Origin of the sequence: Micromonospora sp. DT201 (assembly GCF_049841575.1) — a bacterium.
Taxonomy (GTDB): Bacteria; Actinomycetota; Actinomycetes; order Mycobacteriales; family Micromonosporaceae; genus Micromonospora.
Window position 1 is genome coordinate 88867 of sequence record NZ_JBNCKP010000002.1, and the last position, 16017, is coordinate 104883.

Sequence of the window (16017 nt, forward strand, 5' to 3'; positions counted from 1 at the left end):
CAACGGTGAGTGGCGGGAGAAGCGCGGTGGCAGCACCTTCTTCCTGGAGGCACTCCTTGAGCATTGAGTTCCACTGGTCGGAGGAGCGGATCGCGGAGTACCACTCCACGGACCGGCGGTTCGCCTGCCTGGGGATGTGGTTGACCGACGACATCCAGAGCGTCCACGAACTCTGCCTTGACCTGCTGGCGGACCTGGAGGACATAGCGGCGGGGCGCAAGGAGAGCGAGAGCTGGGAGGGCAACGCCTGGGCCGCCGAGCTCAGCGCCGAGGGCGTCGATCTGCAGAATCTCTGGCGAGACGTGCTCAAGGCCCGCTATCCGCTCGCGGAGACCCGCCGAGTGGTGGCGCAGTACTGGCGGTTGCTGGCAGAGGACCCGGACCGCACTCGGGCGGTGGCCGAGTGGGAGAGAGACAACTGTCGCCAGCACCCCTACCAGGGGCTTTGAGGGCTCGTCCGCCTTGGGGATGATCGTGAATCCACCCGCCGCCGGACGGCGCAACTCGCGACCGAGGGATAACGTCGGCCCATGACTGTTGAGCACTCCGCGCTCGCACTGCGTAGCCTGGCCAAGCGGTTCGACGGGACGATCGCGGTGGCCGGCGTCGACCTCGACGTCCCCGCCGGGTCCTTCTACGGCCTCCTCGGCCCGAACGGCGCCGGCAAGACCACCACCCTGTCGATGGCGGTCGGTCTGTTGCGGCCGGACGCCGGTTCGGCCTGGGTGCTCGGGCACGACGTGTGGCAGGACCCGCTCACCGCGAAGCAACTGCTCGGTGTGATGCCCGACGGGGCACGGCTGTTCGACCGGCTGACCGGGGCCGAACTGCTGGCGTACAACGGGTTGTTGCGCGGGATGGACCCGGCGGTGGTCGACCAGCGGGCCGCGGAGTTGCTCGACGTGTTGGCGCTCGGCGACGCCGGCCGGACGCTGGTGGTGGACTACTCGGCGGGCATGAAGAAGAAGATCGGCCTGGCCTGCGCGCTGCTGCACGGCCCCCGACTGTTGGTGCTGGACGAGCCGTTCGAGGCGGTCGACCCGGTCTCCGCCGCGCTGATCCGGGACATCCTCACCCGCTATGCGGCGGGCGGCGGCACAGTGGTCTTCTCCAGTCACGTGATGGAGGTCGTCGAACGCCTCTGCTCACATGTGGCGATCCTCGCCGGGGGCACCATCAAGCGGTTCGGCACTCTGGACGAGGTACGCGGGGAACGCTCGCTGGAGCAGGTCTTCGTCGAGGTGGTCGGCGGGCGCACCGCGACTGGTGAGGAGCTGTCGTGGCTCTCCCAGTGAGCATGGATGCCACGCCCACCGCGCCCGTACGCGGTGTCACCGCTCGGCACTTCATGCGGCTCAAGCTGCGGGTGATGGGCAACAGCTTCCGGGGCCAGGGCTGGCGGATCGCCATGTTCATCGGTGGCGCGGTGCTCGGGCTCTGGTTCGCCATCAGTGGCTTCTTCCTCTTCGCCGCGCCCGGTCTGGCAGGCGACGGCCAGTACGCAGTGCTGATCGCCGCGGGCGGCGGTGGGCTGCTGGTGCTCGGTTGGCTGCTGCTGCCGCTGGTCTTCTTCGGCGTGGACGAGACACTGGATCCGGCCCGGTTCGCGCTGCTGCCGCTGTCCCGGCGCACCATGGTCACCGGCCTGTTCGCGGCGGCCCTGATCAGCGTGCCCGTGCTGGCGGTGCTGGTTGCGTCGTTCGGGCTGGTGCTCACCGCGTGGGCGTTGGGCGGTTGGTCTGCGGGCCTGGTGGCCGTCGTCGGCGTACTGAGTGGGCTGTTGCTCTGTGTGGCCGCGAGCCGGGCGGTGACCAGCGCCTTCGCCACCATGCTGCGCTCGCGCCGGGTGCGCGACCTGGCGGCCGTCCTGCTGGCGGTGACCGCCGCGCTGCTCGGGCCCCTGCAGGTGTTCGGCCTCGCCGCGTTGCGCGACGCGGACTGGGCCGGGATGACCGGGGCGGCGACAGTGCTCGGCTGGACGCCGTTCGGTGCACCCTGGACCGCCGGCATCGACGTGGCGCAGGGGCGGGTCTGGGCCGCGCCGATCAAGCTGCTGATCACGGTGGCGGCACTCGGTGCCCTGTTGGCGTGGTGGTCACGGTCGCTGGAGTCGGCGATGGTGGGCGCGGTGAGTGCCGGTAAGGCTCCGGCACAGCGCGGTGCCACCGGCGGCGCGGTCAGCCAACTGTTCCCCCGGATCGCTGGCTGGGCACGTCGGGACCGGTTCGGCACGTTGGTCGCCCGGGAGGCCCGCTACTGGTGGCGGGACGCCCGCCGACGGGCGAACCTGATCACGATCGCGGTGGTCGGCATCTTCGTGCCGGTGATGGTCAACCTTGGTGGCGCGGGTTTCGGGTCGACCGGCGAAGATGGCTTGACGACGGGCACCGGCGGCAGCTCACCGGTGTTGGTCACCCTCTCGATGCTCTTCGTGGGCGTGCTCGCCTCGGTCACCCTCGCCAACCAGTTCGGTTTCGACGGCAGCGCGTACGCCGCGAACGTGGTGGCCGGCGTGCCGGGCCGGGTGGAGCTGCGCGCACGGATGACGGCCTTCTCGCTGTATGTGCTGCCGATGCTGGCGATCGTCGCTGTGGTGCTGTCGCTGCTGCTCGGCCGTCCCGAATGGATCGGGCTGACGGCGGGCAGCCTGGCCGCCACCTACGGCGCGGGGCTGGCGGTGAACAGCTTCGTCTCGGTGCTCGGGGCGTACTCGCTGCCGGAGACGAGCAACCCGTTCGCGATGAACAGCGGTGCCGGCATGGCGAAAGGGCTGCTCACCCTGCTGTCCATGGTCATCTCTGCGGTCGTCGCGGTGCCGATGGTGGTGGCCGCAGGGCTGCTCGGCGACGCCTGGCTCTGGCTGGCCCTGCCCGTGGGCATCGCGTACGGGCTGGGCGCGGCCCTGTTGGGCGCGTACCTGGCCGGTGACGTGCTGGACCGGCGTCAGCCGGAGCTGCTGGCCACCGTCACTCCGCGCCGCTAGCCGGCGCGCTGACCGGGGGCTGGAAAGGAAGGGAGCGGCACCGGCGGCCGTGCCGGGCGCGACCGGATCGGGGCGGTCGGCTGTCCCCCGCGCAGACCTGGCGCGCGAACGGCGGCCACTGGTGACACCTGCGACCCGGGTGGATCGCGGTGGGACCCCAGTGTCCCCACGAGTGATATGACTCAGAGTCATAGATATACCTCTGAGTCATATCACTCAATCTGGAGTTGCCGGCCGACGCGGTCCATCGGAGGAACGTGGTGAGCCGGCCGCACCTGCCGATGCGGCCGCTGTGGCGGAGGCGGGCGATCAACTCGCCCGGCTCAACGGGCGCCCCGCCGACCTGCACGAGCGCTTCCTTGGTTGGGCGAGGGTCCGGGGCGGCACAATGTTTCACGTGAATCAAGAGCCGGGCGCCGAGATCCACCACAGCGATCCGTTCGCGGTGCCGAGCGGGCAGCGGTCGCCGGTACGCCGACTACGCGGTCGACTCGCCGCCCCGGTGACTCTCTGGACGGCACCCGGGCCGGCCGGGCTGACGGTGTCGTCCACGCTGGTCGCCGAAGGGGAGCCGGATCGACTGCTCGGGCTGATCGACCCGGAGTCCGATCTGTGGGCAGCAGCAGACGAGGCGGGCCGGTTCGCGGTTACGCCGCTCGGCCCGCCGCACCGGCAGCTCGCCGATCGGTTCGCCGGCCTCTTTCCCGCCCCGGGCGGGCTCTTCGCCACCGGAGCGTGGACGGAAACGCCGTACGGGCCGATCCCGGCGGACGGCGGCGGCTGGGCCGGCTGCCGGCTGGACAGCGCCCGGGAGTACGGCTGGGGCCTGCTGGTGGAGGCCACCATCGAGACGGTCGACCTGACCGGGGAGGCTTCTCCGCTGCTGCATTACCGCGGTCGCTATCACGAGCTGCCGGGCTGAACGAGCCGCTCACCCGGACCGACCACTCACCGGAGTGACCTGGGTCACTTGGCGCAGGCAACCAACCGCTCGGCGCACTCGTCTACCGGTGTCGATCTCAGCCTTCCCTGGCGGGGAGTGCGCTCTTTACGGTGCGCGAAACTCCTCTGACGCCTGTGAAGGTGGTGATCCACAGATGTCCACGGACACACCCGCTCCGGCCGCTTCCCAGTCGGACAAGTATCTGGCCGTACAACGCTCGGACGAGTTCGCCGGGCTGCGGCGTGCGCTGCGCGGCTTCGTCTTCCCGATGACCGTCGCGTTCTTCCTGTGGTATGCGCTCTACGTCATTCTCTCCGCGTATGCCCGGGACTTCATGGGCACGAAGCTGTTCGGCAGCAACATCAACGTCGCGCTCGTCTTCGGCCTGCTCCAGTTCGTCTCCACGTTCCTGATCGCCTGGCTCTACTCCCGGTACGCGGACCGGAAGATCGACCCCATCGCCGACCGGATCCGCGAAGAGATGGGGGAGGTGACCCGTGAAGACGGTCCACGCGGTTGAGACGGTCCTCGCGGCTGAGGCGGGCAACCACACCGCCCGCAATCTGACCATCACGCTGTTCCTGGTCTTCGTGGCGGTGACCCTGGCCATCACGATCTGGGCCAGCCGGCAGACCAAGACGGCGACCGACTTCTACGCCGGCGGCCGGTCCTTCAGCGGATTCCAGAACGGCATGGCGATCGGTGGCGACTACATGTCGGCCGCCTCGTTCCTCGGCATCGCCGGCATCATCGCGCTCTACGGTTACGACGGCTTCCTCTACTCGATCGGCTTCCTGGTCGCGTGGCTGGTGGCCCTGCTGCTGGTCGCGGAGCTGCTGCGGAACTCGGGCCGGTACACGATGGCCGACGTGCTGGCCTTCCGGATGCGTCAGCGTCCGGTGCGTACGGCGGCGGCGGTCTCCACCATCACGGTGTCGATCTTCTACCTGCTCGCCCAGATGGTGGGTGCGGGCGCGCTCGTCGCGCTGCTGCTCGGCATCCGGCCGGGGACGACGTTCCTCGGCATGGACGCGGGCACCGCGAAGGTGGCCACCATCGTCATGGTCGGCGCCCTAATGATCATCTACGTCACGGTGGGTGGGATGAAGGGCACCACCTACGTGCAGATCGTCAAGGCGTTCTTGCTGATGAGCGGCGCGCTGCTGATGACCATCCTGGTGCTGGCGAAGTACAACTTCAACCTGTCGGAGCTGCTCGGCGCCGCCGCCGCGGCCTCCGGCAAGGGCGACGCCCTCCTGAACCCGGGGTTGCGGTACGGCGTGGAGGTCGCCGGAAACGCCACGCAGACCTTCTACAACAAGATGGATCTGCTCTCGCTCGGCATCGCCCTGGTGCTCGGCACGGCCGGCCTGCCGCACATCCTGATCCGCTTCTACACCGTGCCGACCGCCAAGGCAGCCCGCAAGAGCGTACTCTGGGCCATCGGCATCATCGGCACCTTCTACCTGCTCACCCTGGCCCTCGGCTTCGGCGCGGCGGCGCTGGTGGGCAGCGAGGCCATCACCGCACAGGACAAGGCAGGCAACACCGCCGCACCACAGCTGGCGGAGGCGCTCGGCCTTGAGTTCTTCGGCGGTGAACTGGGCGGGGCAGCCCTGCTCGCGATCATCGCGGCGGTCGCCTTCGCCACCATCCTGGCGGTGGTCGCCGGGTTGACCCTGGCCTCGTCGTCCAGCCTCGCCCATGACTTCTACGCGAACGTCATGAAGAAGGGGGAGGCGTCGGAGCGTCAGGAGGTGAAGGTCGCCCGGATCTCCGCCCTGGTGATCGGCGCGATCTCCATCCTGTTGTCGATCTACGCGCAGAACCTCAACGTGGCGTTCCTGGTGGCACTGGCCTTCGCGGTCGCGGCCTCGGGCAACCTGCCGGCGATCCTCTACAGCCTGTTCTGGAGGCGATTCAACACCTCCGGCGCGGTCTGGGCGATCTACGGTGGCCTGCTCTCGGCCGTACTGCTGGTGTTCTTCTCGCCAGTGGTCTCCGGTGCGGCGACCTCGATGTTCCCCGATCACGACTGGCAGTGGTTCCCGCTGTCCAACCCGGGCATTCTGTCCATCCCGTTCGGTTTCCTGTGCGGGTGGATCGGCACTGTCATCTCCAAGGAGCACGACGAGGACAAGTACGCGGAGCTGGAGGTGCGCGCCCTCACCGGCGCTGGCGCCCACTGATCGCCGCACCCTCTCAGGAAGGGACTCCTGTTGACGCCGCGCGTCAGCAGGGGTCCCTTTCTCGCAGATGGGGGTCGGTAGGCTGAGCCTTATGAAGGTTGCTGAGCGCTTCGGGTCCGGTCACCGTGTCCTCGTCACCGGTGGAGCTGGTTTCGTCCCGTCGCACCTGGTGGACGTCCTGATCGCCCGTGGTTGCACGGTGGTGGCGCTCGACAACTTCGTCACCGGTTCCAAGGAAAACGTGGCCCACCTGCTGGACCAGCCAACCTTCACCCTGGTCGAGGCGGACCTCTCCGACGGCCTGCCGACCCACCACCCAGCACTGGCCGAGCGGTTCGACGCGATCCTGCACATGGCCTCACCGGCGAGCCCCACCGACTTCGCCCAACTGCCGGTGGAGATCCTCCGGGTCGGCTCGGTGGGCACCCTGCACCTGCTGGAGCGGGCGGTCGCCGACGGTGCCCGGTTCCTGATGGCCTCCACCTCCGAGGCGTACGGGGACCCGAAGGAGCACCCGCAGCGCGAGACCTACTGGGGCAACGTCAACCCCGTCGGGGTTCGCAGCGTCTACGACGAGGCGAAGCGCTTCTCCGAGGCGGCCACCATGGCGTACCACCGCTACCGGGGGCTCGACGCGGCGATCGTCCGGATCTTCAACACGTACGGCCCGCGAATGCGCCCGGACGACGGCCGCGCCATCCCCACCTTCATCTCCCAGGCGCTGCGCGGCGAGCCGATCACCGTGCACGGCACCGGCAACCAGACCCGGTCCATCTGTTTCGTCGAGGACCTGGTGCGGGGCATCCTGCTGCTGCTCGACTCGACCGAGACGGGCCCGGTCAACTGCGGCACCGAGCACGAGCTGTCCATGCGGCAACTCGCTGAGTTGATCGTGTCGCTGTCCGGCAGCAACTCCGAGGTGATCTACGTCACCCGAAGCTCTGACGACCCGGAGATGCGTCGGCCCGATCTCACGCTCGCCCGCGAATTGCTCGGATACGAGCCGACGGTGACGCCCGAAGATGGCCTTCGACGCACGATCGAGCACTTCCGGGCGCGGCAAGGGTAACCGGTTCGTTGGGTAGCGACTGTCTCTGAGTGTCGCCTGAAGGCGGCGGTGGCTCCCGCTACGTACCCTGAGTTACATGTCTGCGACTTCGCCTGCCGGCGTCCCGCATCCGCACCTGCACCGCAGCGCCGGGCGCGCATCGGTACCCGGGCCCGATCGGGGCGCCTCTGGGCGTGCCCGTCCGACCGAGGCGCGCTTCTACCCGTCGTACGACGAGGAGCAGCCCAGGCCCGGTGGCCCGGCGGGGCCGAGAGGGCCTGGCGGACCGGGTGGCATCGGCGGATCGGGGCGGCGTGGCCCGCGACCGCGCTGGGGTCGGATCGCCCTCGTGGCTGGGGTCGCGGTGCTGGTGCTGGCGCTGCTCGGCAGTGTGGGTGCCTGGCTGTACGCCCGCAACCTCAATGGCGATCTGGCCCGCACCGACCCGTTCGCGGAGATCACCGGTGGCAGGCCGACCAAGACCGTTGATGGCGCTCTGAACATCCTGCTGGTCGGTAGCGACTCGCGGGACCCGGACGCGCCGGTCGACAGCAAGAGTCAGTGGCGCGCCGACACGATCATCGTGATGCACATCCCGGCCGACCACCAGGAGGCGTACCTGGTCTCCATCCCGCGGGATCTCTACGTGCCGATCCCGGAGAGCGCCGGCGCGGACTGCGACTCCGGTAAGCGCGCGAAGATCAACGCGGCGTTCGCGTTCGGCGGGCTGCCGCTGGCGGTACGCACGGTGGAGTGCTTCAGCGACGTCCGGATCGACCACGTGATGGCGATCGACTTCGGCGGCTTCAAGGAGGTCACCGACGCCCTCGACGGGGTGGACCTCAAGGTGGAGCGGACCATCACCTCGATCCACAAGCCGTACCGGACGTTCACCAAGGGCACGAACCACATGGACGGCGCGGAGGCGCTGGACTGGATCCGTCAGCGCAAGCAGTTCCCGGACGGGGACTTCGCCCGGATGCGGCACCAGCAGGAGTTCCTCCGGGCGTTGATGGACAAGGCGGCGAGCACCGGCACGTTGGCGAACCCGGGGAAGCTCAACAACTTCCTCAAGTCGGTCACCGCGGCCGTAACCGTCGACCAGGGTTTCTCGGTTACAGACATGGCGCTGCAGTTCCGCAACCTGCGCGGGCAGAACCTCACCTTTGTGACCAGCCCGAACTCGGGCAGCGACACGATCAACGGCGAGTCTGTGGTGGTCTCGGACCGGGAGAAGGCTCTCGCCATGTACCAGGCCATGTCGGCGGACACCATGGCGGACTGGGTCAAGGCCAACCCGCCGAAGAGCAACGACGGCGGCTGACCGCGTCCGGGGGCGGCCTTTCGGTACGGCTGTCGGTGGCCCGGCGGCCACCCCACCGTTCGGCTCATCGAACGGCGACGATCGACTGAGTTCGAAGAATTGGACGTCCGGATTGACCCGGGATGAACTCGCCAAGTCGAATTGATGTACGTACAGTGGTGCCGCCCCCTCCTGATCACGAGCTGGAGCACGCATGCCGGTTCAGGCCAGTCGTCGCCCTTCGTCCCCCGGGTCCGCCGCCCCCAGCGGCCATCTCGCCGCAGCCATACCCGTGCAGGCCCGCCCCTCGCTTGGCGGGCCGGGCGGTCGTCCGCCCGGCAGCGGCGATGGCGGGCGGGCGGACGGCGGTGGGTCGGCGAAGAAGCGGACCAAGCGCAAGGATCCCCTCTGGGCTCGCCTGACCCTGGTGTTCGGGGCGGTGCTGATGCTCAGCAGCGGGGCGGTCGTCATCGGCAGCAAGGTGATGATCGGTCAGGCGACCGGTGACATTGCCCAGCGCAACCTGCTGGGCGGGGCCGGCAAGTCCGACGCCGAGGGTGGGGCGAGCCTGGACGGGCCGATCGACATGCTGCTGCTCGGCGTGGACGCACGCGAGCGCTGGGCAGCCGACAACGTCCGCTCGGACAGCATCATCATCCTGCACATCCCGGCCACGCACGACCAGGCGTACCTGATCTCCATCCCCCGGGACACCGAGGCGCAGATCCCGGCATTCTCGAAGAGCGGTTGGGCCGGCGGCACTGGGAAGATCAATTCAGCCTTCGAGGCCGGCGCCCGCAACGGCGGTGGCTGGGAGGGCGGCGCACAGCTGATGGCCGAGACGATCAAGAAACTCACCGGCATCAGCTTCGACGGCGCGGCGATCATCAACTTCGGCGGCTTCAAGAACGTCATCGACACCCTCGGCACGGTGAAGATCTGCGTGAGCCACGAGGTCAAGTCGAAGCACATGTCATTCGTCGACGGCCAGCCGATGTGGAACGCCGACGCCAAGAAGACCGGCAAGAAGATGACCCCGGTGCTGCACAAGAAGGGCTGCCAGGAGATGGAGGGCTGGGAGGCCCTGGACTACTCCCGGCAGCGCTATGGATTGCCCGGCGGCGACTACGACCGGCAGCAGAACCAGCAGCAGCTGATCAAGGCGATGGCCCGGAAGGCGACCGACGGCGGCATGCTGACCAAGCCCGCCAAGCTCCAGCAGCTGGTCAAGACGGCAGGTAAGGCCCTCGTGCTGGACACCGGCGGTGTGCCGATCGAGAACTTCATCTTCACCATGCGCGGGGTCACCGCGAACGAGCTGACCATGCTCAAGACCAACAACGGCACCTTCAACGGCAATGGCAATGGCAACGAGGCGTTGAGCGAAGAAACGCTTGCCATGTTCCGAGCGGTCAAACAGGACAAGCTCGCCGAGTTCGTCTTCACCCACCCCGAGGTGATCTCCTCCCGTAAGTGAAAGTCACGGAAAGCCGGTGACGGCACCCTCACCGCCCGTAGCCTGACGTGAGCAGGTTTCACGTATCGGCCGCGGGGAGGCTGTCACGTCCAGGTCGGGACGGAATGCGGCGGGCCGGGCCGGAGTGCCCCCGACCGCCCGACCACGCCGCGCCCGTGGGTCGCGGATCCTGCTCGGCATCGGCCTGGCCCTCGTCCTGCTGGCCGGGCTCGCCGTGGTCGGGCTCAAGACGCTCAGCCACCGGTACGACCGCACGGTGGCCAAGGAGCAACTGCTCGACCCCGACGCCCGCACCGACCGGACCGACCTGGACGGGCCGCTCAACTACCTCCTGGTCGGCTCCGACCGCCGCCCCGGCGACAGCGGCCCGGACCAACGCTCGGACACCATCCTCATCGTGCACGTCCCCGCCGGGCAGCGGGAGGCATACCTGGTCTCCATTCCGCGCGACCTGCTGGTCGCCATTCCGCCCACGAACGGCTTCGGTGGCGGTCAAGACAAGATCAATTCGGCGTACGAGCACGGCGGTGGCGGGCAGGCAGGTGCCCAACTACTCTCCGCCACCCTGAACCGGCTCACCGGAATCCGGTTCGACGGTGCCGCGCTGATCGACTTCTCGGGCTTCCGAAAGGTCATCGACCTGCTCGGCGGGGTGGAGATGTGCGTGGACACCCCGGTCCGCTCGATCCACACGAACCGGGCCTTTCCCGTCGGATGCCAACAGATGGACGGGGCGCAGGCGCTGGACTACGTACGCCAGCGCTACGACCTGCCCGGCGGCGACTACGACCGGCAGCACCACCAGCAGCAGTTGCTCCGGGCAATGCTGGACAGCGCCGGCAAGGCGGACCTGCGGAGCAACCCGGTCAAGTTGGATCAGGTGCTCCGGGCGGTGGGCAGCTCGTTGACCGTGGACACCAACGGCGTACCCCTGGAGGATCTGCTCCTCGCGCTGCGCGCGCTGCCGCCCGACGGGATGCGCGGCGTCCAGGTGCCGTCGTCCCCACAGACCATCGACGAGGTCTCGTACGTGGTGCTGGACAACGGAGGAAACGGCCTGTTCGAGGCGGTTCGCGGCCGGCAGATGCCGACGTGGGCGCAGGCCAACCCCCGCTGGGTGACCCGGTTGTGATGGTATCGACGGCCAGGTCGGTGCCGAACCGGTCTCCGAGGATCTAGTGTTGCTTCCTGTGTTCGGACCCCAGGTTCCCACCGTGCCCGTGACCGAGATCGCCGACGAGACCTACCTGCTGGATGTGCGGGAGGACGACGAATGGGCGGCCGGCCATGCTCCCAACGCCCACCACCTGCCGATGATGGAGCTGCCGGCTCGGCTCGCAGAGGTGCCCACCGACCGGGACGTGGCGGTCGTCTGCCGCTCCGGGGGGCGCTCCGCCCAGGTCGTCGCCTACCTGATCAACAATGGCTGGGAGCAGGTGCGTAACGCCGACGGCGGGATGCGCCAGTGGGCCGCGGTCGGCCGACCGGTGGTCGACGCAAACGGGCAGCCCGGCCAGGTCATCTGAGGCGGCCGGGATGGGTGGGCCACTGGTCTTCGCACACCGCGGCGCTTCGTACGACCTGCCCGAGCACACCCTCGCCGCGTACCTGCGCGCTCTCGACGAGGGTGCCGACGGCCTGGAGTGCGACGTCCGGCTGACCCGGGACGGGCACCTCGTCTGCGTGCACGACCGACGGCTCGACCGCACCAGCAACGGTCGCGGTCTGGTCAGCGCGCGTACGCTCGCCGAGCTGGACGCGCTGGACTTCGGCTCGTGGCATCCGGGCAGCGCGCCGAGCGGGGACCTACCGCCGGACGAGTCGCACACCCGGCTGCTGACCCTGGCCCGGCTGCTGGACGCGGTGCTCGCCGCCGGCCGGCCGGTCCGGCTGCTGGTGGAGACGAAGCACCCGTCCCGCTACGGCTCGAACGTGGAACGGCGACTGGTCAGCCTGCTGCGCCGGTACGGGCTGGCCGACCCGGCACCGGACGACCCTGTGCAGATCACCGTCATGTCGTTCTCCCCGCTGGCGGTCCGTCGCGTACGCGAGCTCGCTCCGACGCTGCCCACGGTGCTGTTGCTGGAGGTGTTGCCGCGCTGGCTGCGGTTGGGTCGTCTGCCGTTCGGCGCCCGCATCGCTGGGCCGGGCATCGGCCTGGTCCGGGCCCGCCCGCAGCTGCTGCCCACACTTCGCGCGGCCGGCAACCAGGTGTACGTCTGGACGGTCAACGAACCAACCGATCTGGAGCTGGTGCTGGCCGCCGGGGCGGACGGGATCATCACTGATCGGCCCGCGTACGCCCTCGCGCGGCTGGACCGCTGACCGGGCGGGGGTGCCCAAATCCGGGTCGGCGGGGCAGACTCGGCATATGCCGGAGCGTATCGATTTCCCTGCTCTCCTCGCTGGCCACACCGCCGTGATCGAGATGATCAACTCTGGGGACGCTGGCCTTCCGGTCCTCACCCAGCTGCTCCGGGTGGCCCAGCCGGCCCTCGGCGCGTCCGGTATGGCGTTCGTCGAGTTCGGTCCGACCGGCGGCCGCGTGATCGCCGCGACCGGCGCAGCGGAATGGGCCCTCGGCCGTCCGCTCGCGGCCGACGACCCGGACACCGTCTGCCTGCTCTCCGGGCCACGGGTGCAACAGGTGTCGGTGAGCCACCTGAACGGCAAGTTGGCCGACGAACTGGCCGGCAGTGGCCTGCGCCAGATGGTGGTCTCCCGGGCCGAGATCGGCGGCGACACCGTCGGCAGTCTGCACGCGCTCTATTCGGGCGATGACGAGCCGGGCACCGAGGGGCGGGGGGTGATCGCCTACCTCGCGTCCTGCATCGGGCACATGTACGGCGACCAGACTGGGCTGCCGGTGCACGGCGACGGGCCGGTGGTCGCGGCACTCGCCGACGGGCTGGCCGTCGTCGACCGCGACGGGCACGTCCGACTCTGGAACCCGGCCGCAGCCCAGGTCACCGGCCGGTCGGTCGAGCAGGCGCTGAGCCGCCCACTGCCGTTTCCGCTGCCGCCCTCCGGCCAGGTCAGAGACCACCGGATGCCGGACGGCCGCTGGCTGCGGATCACCTCCGGCGACCTGCCCGGTCCAGGCACGCTGCGGGTGGTCACCTTCCGCGACATCACCGACCAGCAGCGCCGCGACCACGACCGGGAGCTGTTCGTCGCGGTGACCAGCCACGAACTGCGCACCCCGGTCACCGTGATCAAGGGTTACGCGGACACCCTCACCGACCACTGGGAGTCGCTGACCGAGGTCGACCGACGGCAGGCTGCCCGGGTGATCGGGCAACGCGCCAACGAGTTGGCCCGGCTGGTCGACCGTCTCCTCAGCTCGGCGGCCGAGGCAGGGCCGGGGGACGAGCCACCCACCCTGTTCGACCTCGGCGATGCGTTGCGTTCCGCCGTCGCGGACCTGCCGGCGGAGCTGCGTCGCCGGCTGGCGCTCGTCCTCCCGGCCGACCTGCCCAAGGCGCTCGGTCACCGGCCCAGCCTGGCTACCGTGTTGACCGAGTTGACGACAAACGCCGGCAAATACTCCCCACCGGATTCGCCGATCGAGATCACCGCCTCGGTCGACGGTCAACTGGTGGCGTTCCGGGTCAGCGACCAGGGCATCGGCATCCGACCGGAGCACGTGGAGCGGGCGTTCGACCGGTTCTGGCAGGGCGAGTCGGGCGACCGGCGCGGCTACCCGGGGGCAGGGCTCGGCCTCTATCTCGTCCGCCGAATCGTTGAACAGCAGAATGGATGGGTATCCCTACGTCCAAGGACCGGCGGCGGTACGGTCGCAGAGGTGCGGCTACCGCGCGGTTGACCGAGGGGTGACGCGACGTGGAGGCGACGGTGGCAGCGGCAGCGACAGCGACGGATCGGGCGTGGTGCGTGGTGGTTCCCCACCACCCGACCGGGGCGCGGCTGGCCCGGCACCGGCTCGCCGGTGAGCTGGCGGACGTCGTACCCCCGACGCTCTTGGCGGATCTGATCGCGGTGCTCGCGGAACTGGTGGGCAATGCGGTGCGGCACGCCCGACCGCTGCCTGGCGGAGTGGTCCGGGTGGCCTGGAGGTTGCGGCCCTCCGTCGAGGGCACACTGATCCAGTTGGGGGTCACCGACGGCGGCGCGAGCACCGGGCCCCGGATTCGGACGGCCGGCGCCGACGCTGCGGACGGGCGAGGGCTGCACATCGTGGCCGGTCTGGCCACCCGCTGGGGCGTCGAGCAGGACGGCTTGGGGCAGCGAGTCTGGGCCGAGTTCGATCCGGTGCCGACACACCGACCCGACCTGGTGCCGGCGGGCTGAGTGCGCCTCGGCCGGTGCCGAGAAAGTCGGCTCGTCCTAGGGGCGCTCAGTCGGTGTGGCCCTCGCCGCCGCTCTGGCCGGTGAGGTAGACGTGCTGGTGCCCGAGGCCGGCGTCGACGTTGATCTGGTCCAGTTGGTCCGCCGCCACCGACCACGCGGCCGCGGCGGCGGTCCGGGACCGCTTCACGATCTCGATCAGGCCCGGGCGCTGCGCCTCCGGGCCGGCCTGCGCGGCGGCGAACAGGTCGACGGTGAGGGCGAAGTCGCTGACCGCGCCACGGAACGCACCACGGGCCACATTTGTCGCCGTCGTCCCGGACGGGCTCTCGGCGTGCTTGGCGACGAGTTGTGTGATCGTCGTCTGCCAGCCCTGGACCGTGGCGGCGTCGGCGGGCTGGCCCTTCTCCAGTGCCCCGTCGAACGCGGTCAGCAGGGTGTCGAGCGCCTTCTGCGAATCGCCGACGACGGCGGTCAGCTCCTGGATCTGCTGCTTGTCGCGCACGGCCTCCTGTGCCCGCAGCTCCTCAACCGCGCGGGTGGTGCTGTCGGGCCGGCCGATGAGGAAGCCGCTGAGGCCACCCGCGAACACGGCCACGACGACGAGCACGATGACGACGGTCAGCGGTATCCGGCGGGTCTGCTCCGCCTGGGCCTGACGCACGTACGAGGGCTTCCCGGTTTTGCGCGACACCGACACACTCCATGCGAATCCGTCGATAAGGTAGCTGACCTTATTACGGGCGCGCCCACCCCATCAAGGGCACCCGGCTCTGCCTGGTCCGCCTGCTCCGCCGATGTCGCCTGCTCCAACCGCCGAAGAACCAGCGCGGCACTGCACTAGGCTGTGACGCCGTGAGTAAGCGTCGAAAGAGCCAGCGCCCCGCCGCCGACACCACCCCCCGCCGAGACAAGGTGCGGGACGTCTTCGTGCCGCGTCCGTTCGACGGGCTGGTCGACGAGCCCGAGTGGATCGCGCTGCGCGAGTTGGTGCCCGCCGCGTCCGCGCCGCTGCAGCTGGCACCCGCCCTCGTCGAGGAATTCGGGGACCGGGCGGTGACGCTCGCCACGGTGCTGCCGATGGCCGCCCCGGCGATCAGCAAGGCGGACGGCCGGGTGCTCATCGGCCTCCAGCGCCACCAGCAGTCCGGTGATGTTTCCCGGGATCTGGCCGAGGCGCTGCTCTGCGCGCTGCGGACCGAGCCGGGTGGCCAGGTGGGCGTGCCGCCGCTGCCCGGCCCCGGCCCTCGCCTGCAGGACATCCTCGTTGACGGCCCGCTGGACATCACCATGCACGAGGGGTTCGAGTTCTGGCTCGACCCCGGGGCCGCCGACGATCCGACCGTCCAGGCGTCGCTGGAGCGGGCGAACGCGGCCATCTACCCGACGGTGCGGCTGACCGCGGCGAAGGCCGCGTACTGGTGCCAGGTCCCGGAGAAGGCACACGTGCGCTGGGTGCTGCCGGAGGACGAGGACGCCGCCCTGGACGCGCTGGCCCGCCTCGGTGCGGCCGGCCTGCTGCCGCTCGGCGAGCAGACCCGGTTCGCCGGCATGTTCCGCGCACACGGTCGGCTGGTGCCCGTCTGGGACCTGCCGGAGGAGACTCCGGCGACCGAGTGGGAGGAGCCGGTGGCGCAGTTCGCCAAGCGGTACGCCGAGGCGCTCACCTCCACCGACCCGCTCGACGCCGCCGGCCGGCGCTCCCGACAGGGCCTGCTCGGCCGCCAGCTCACCCTCCGCTGAGCCGCGTTTGGGCGCCTTCTCCC

At 69.8% G+C, this 16017-nt stretch carries 16 protein-coding genes; 15 read left to right on the forward strand and 1 reads right to left on the reverse strand.

The features are described from left to right. Window positions 1-56 precede the first annotated feature (56 nt). The 14 genes from ACLQ28_RS04135 (at window position 57) to ACLQ28_RS04200 (ending at window position 14254) form a co-directional block, all read left to right on the forward strand. Window positions 57-449: a hypothetical protein gene (locus ACLQ28_RS04135; RefSeq protein ID WP_425684862.1), complete on the forward strand. Its 393-nt coding sequence runs from the start codon at window positions 57-59 to the stop codon at window positions 447-449. A gap of 81 nt (window positions 450-530) precedes the next feature. Continuing rightward, on the forward strand, window positions 531-1295 hold the full coding sequence (locus ACLQ28_RS04140) for an ABC transporter ATP-binding protein (RefSeq protein ID WP_425684863.1): 765 nt from the start codon (window positions 531-533) through the stop codon (window positions 1293-1295). A gap of 2 nt (window positions 1296-1297) precedes the next feature. After that, on the forward strand, window positions 1298-2983 hold the full coding sequence (locus ACLQ28_RS04145) for an ABC transporter permease (RefSeq protein WP_425685328.1): 1686 nt from the start codon (window positions 1298-1300) through the stop codon (window positions 2981-2983). Between the two features lie 292 nt (window positions 2984-3275). Further along, window positions 3276-3905 (forward strand): flavin reductase family protein, encoded by a 630-nt coding sequence (locus ACLQ28_RS04150; RefSeq protein ID WP_425684864.1) that lies wholly within the window; start codon window positions 3276-3278, stop codon window positions 3903-3905. A gap of 175 nt (window positions 3906-4080) precedes the next feature. Continuing rightward, on the forward strand, window positions 4081-4446 hold the full coding sequence (locus tag ACLQ28_RS04155) for a DUF485 domain-containing protein (RefSeq protein WP_393364845.1): 366 nt from the start codon (window positions 4081-4083) through the stop codon (window positions 4444-4446). Further along, window positions 4424-6115: a solute symporter family protein gene (locus tag ACLQ28_RS04160; RefSeq protein ID WP_425684865.1), complete on the forward strand. Its 1692-nt coding sequence runs from the start codon at window positions 4424-4426 to the stop codon at window positions 6113-6115. The genes ACLQ28_RS04155 and ACLQ28_RS04160 overlap by 23 nt, the downstream gene beginning before the upstream one ends. 91 nt (window positions 6116-6206) lie before the next feature. Next, the gene (locus ACLQ28_RS04165; protein WP_425684866.1) at window positions 6207-7184 is read left to right on the forward strand and encodes an NAD-dependent epimerase/dehydratase family protein; all 978 of its coding nucleotides are present in this window, start codon (window positions 6207-6209) and stop codon (window positions 7182-7184) included. Window positions 7185-7260: 76 nt separating this feature from the next. Next, on the forward strand, window positions 7261-8487 hold the full coding sequence (locus ACLQ28_RS04170; protein WP_425684867.1) for an LCP family protein: 1227 nt from the start codon (window positions 7261-7263) through the stop codon (window positions 8485-8487). 193 nt (window positions 8488-8680) lie between these two features. After that, complete coding sequence (locus tag ACLQ28_RS04175) at window positions 8681-9943, forward strand: LCP family protein (protein WP_425684868.1); 1263 nt, start codon at window positions 8681-8683, stop codon at window positions 9941-9943. 169 nt (window positions 9944-10112) lie between these two features. Beyond that, complete coding sequence (locus tag ACLQ28_RS04180; protein WP_425685329.1) at window positions 10113-11075, forward strand: LCP family protein; 963 nt, start codon at window positions 10113-10115, stop codon at window positions 11073-11075. 58 nt (window positions 11076-11133) lie between these two features. Next, window positions 11134-11469, forward strand: coding sequence for a rhodanese-like domain-containing protein (locus ACLQ28_RS04185; RefSeq protein WP_354993067.1), 336 nt, complete (start codon window positions 11134-11136; stop codon window positions 11467-11469). 10 nt (window positions 11470-11479) lie between these two features. Beyond that, window positions 11480-12268, forward strand: coding sequence for a glycerophosphodiester phosphodiesterase (locus ACLQ28_RS04190; protein ID WP_425684869.1), 789 nt, complete (start codon window positions 11480-11482; stop codon window positions 12266-12268). Between the two features lie 46 nt (window positions 12269-12314). Next, on the forward strand, window positions 12315-13769 hold the full coding sequence (locus ACLQ28_RS04195) for a PAS domain-containing sensor histidine kinase (protein ID WP_425684870.1): 1455 nt from the start codon (window positions 12315-12317) through the stop codon (window positions 13767-13769). 68 nt (window positions 13770-13837) lie between these two features. Then, complete coding sequence (locus ACLQ28_RS04200) at window positions 13838-14254, forward strand: ATP-binding protein (RefSeq protein ID WP_425685330.1); 417 nt, start codon at window positions 13838-13840, stop codon at window positions 14252-14254. Between the two features lie 46 nt (window positions 14255-14300). Here the strand turns inward: ACLQ28_RS04200 and ACLQ28_RS04205 are convergent, their stop codons facing one another. Then, on the reverse strand, window positions 14301-14945 hold the full coding sequence (locus ACLQ28_RS04205; protein ID WP_425684871.1) for a hypothetical protein: 645 nt from the start codon (window positions 14943-14945) through the stop codon (window positions 14301-14303). 161 nt (window positions 14946-15106) lie between these two features. Between ACLQ28_RS04205 and ACLQ28_RS04210 the strand changes: the two genes are divergently transcribed. Then, window positions 15107-15994, forward strand: coding sequence for a DUF5926 family protein (locus tag ACLQ28_RS04210; RefSeq protein WP_425684872.1), 888 nt, complete (start codon window positions 15107-15109; stop codon window positions 15992-15994). Window positions 15995-16017: the final 23 nt, after the last annotated feature.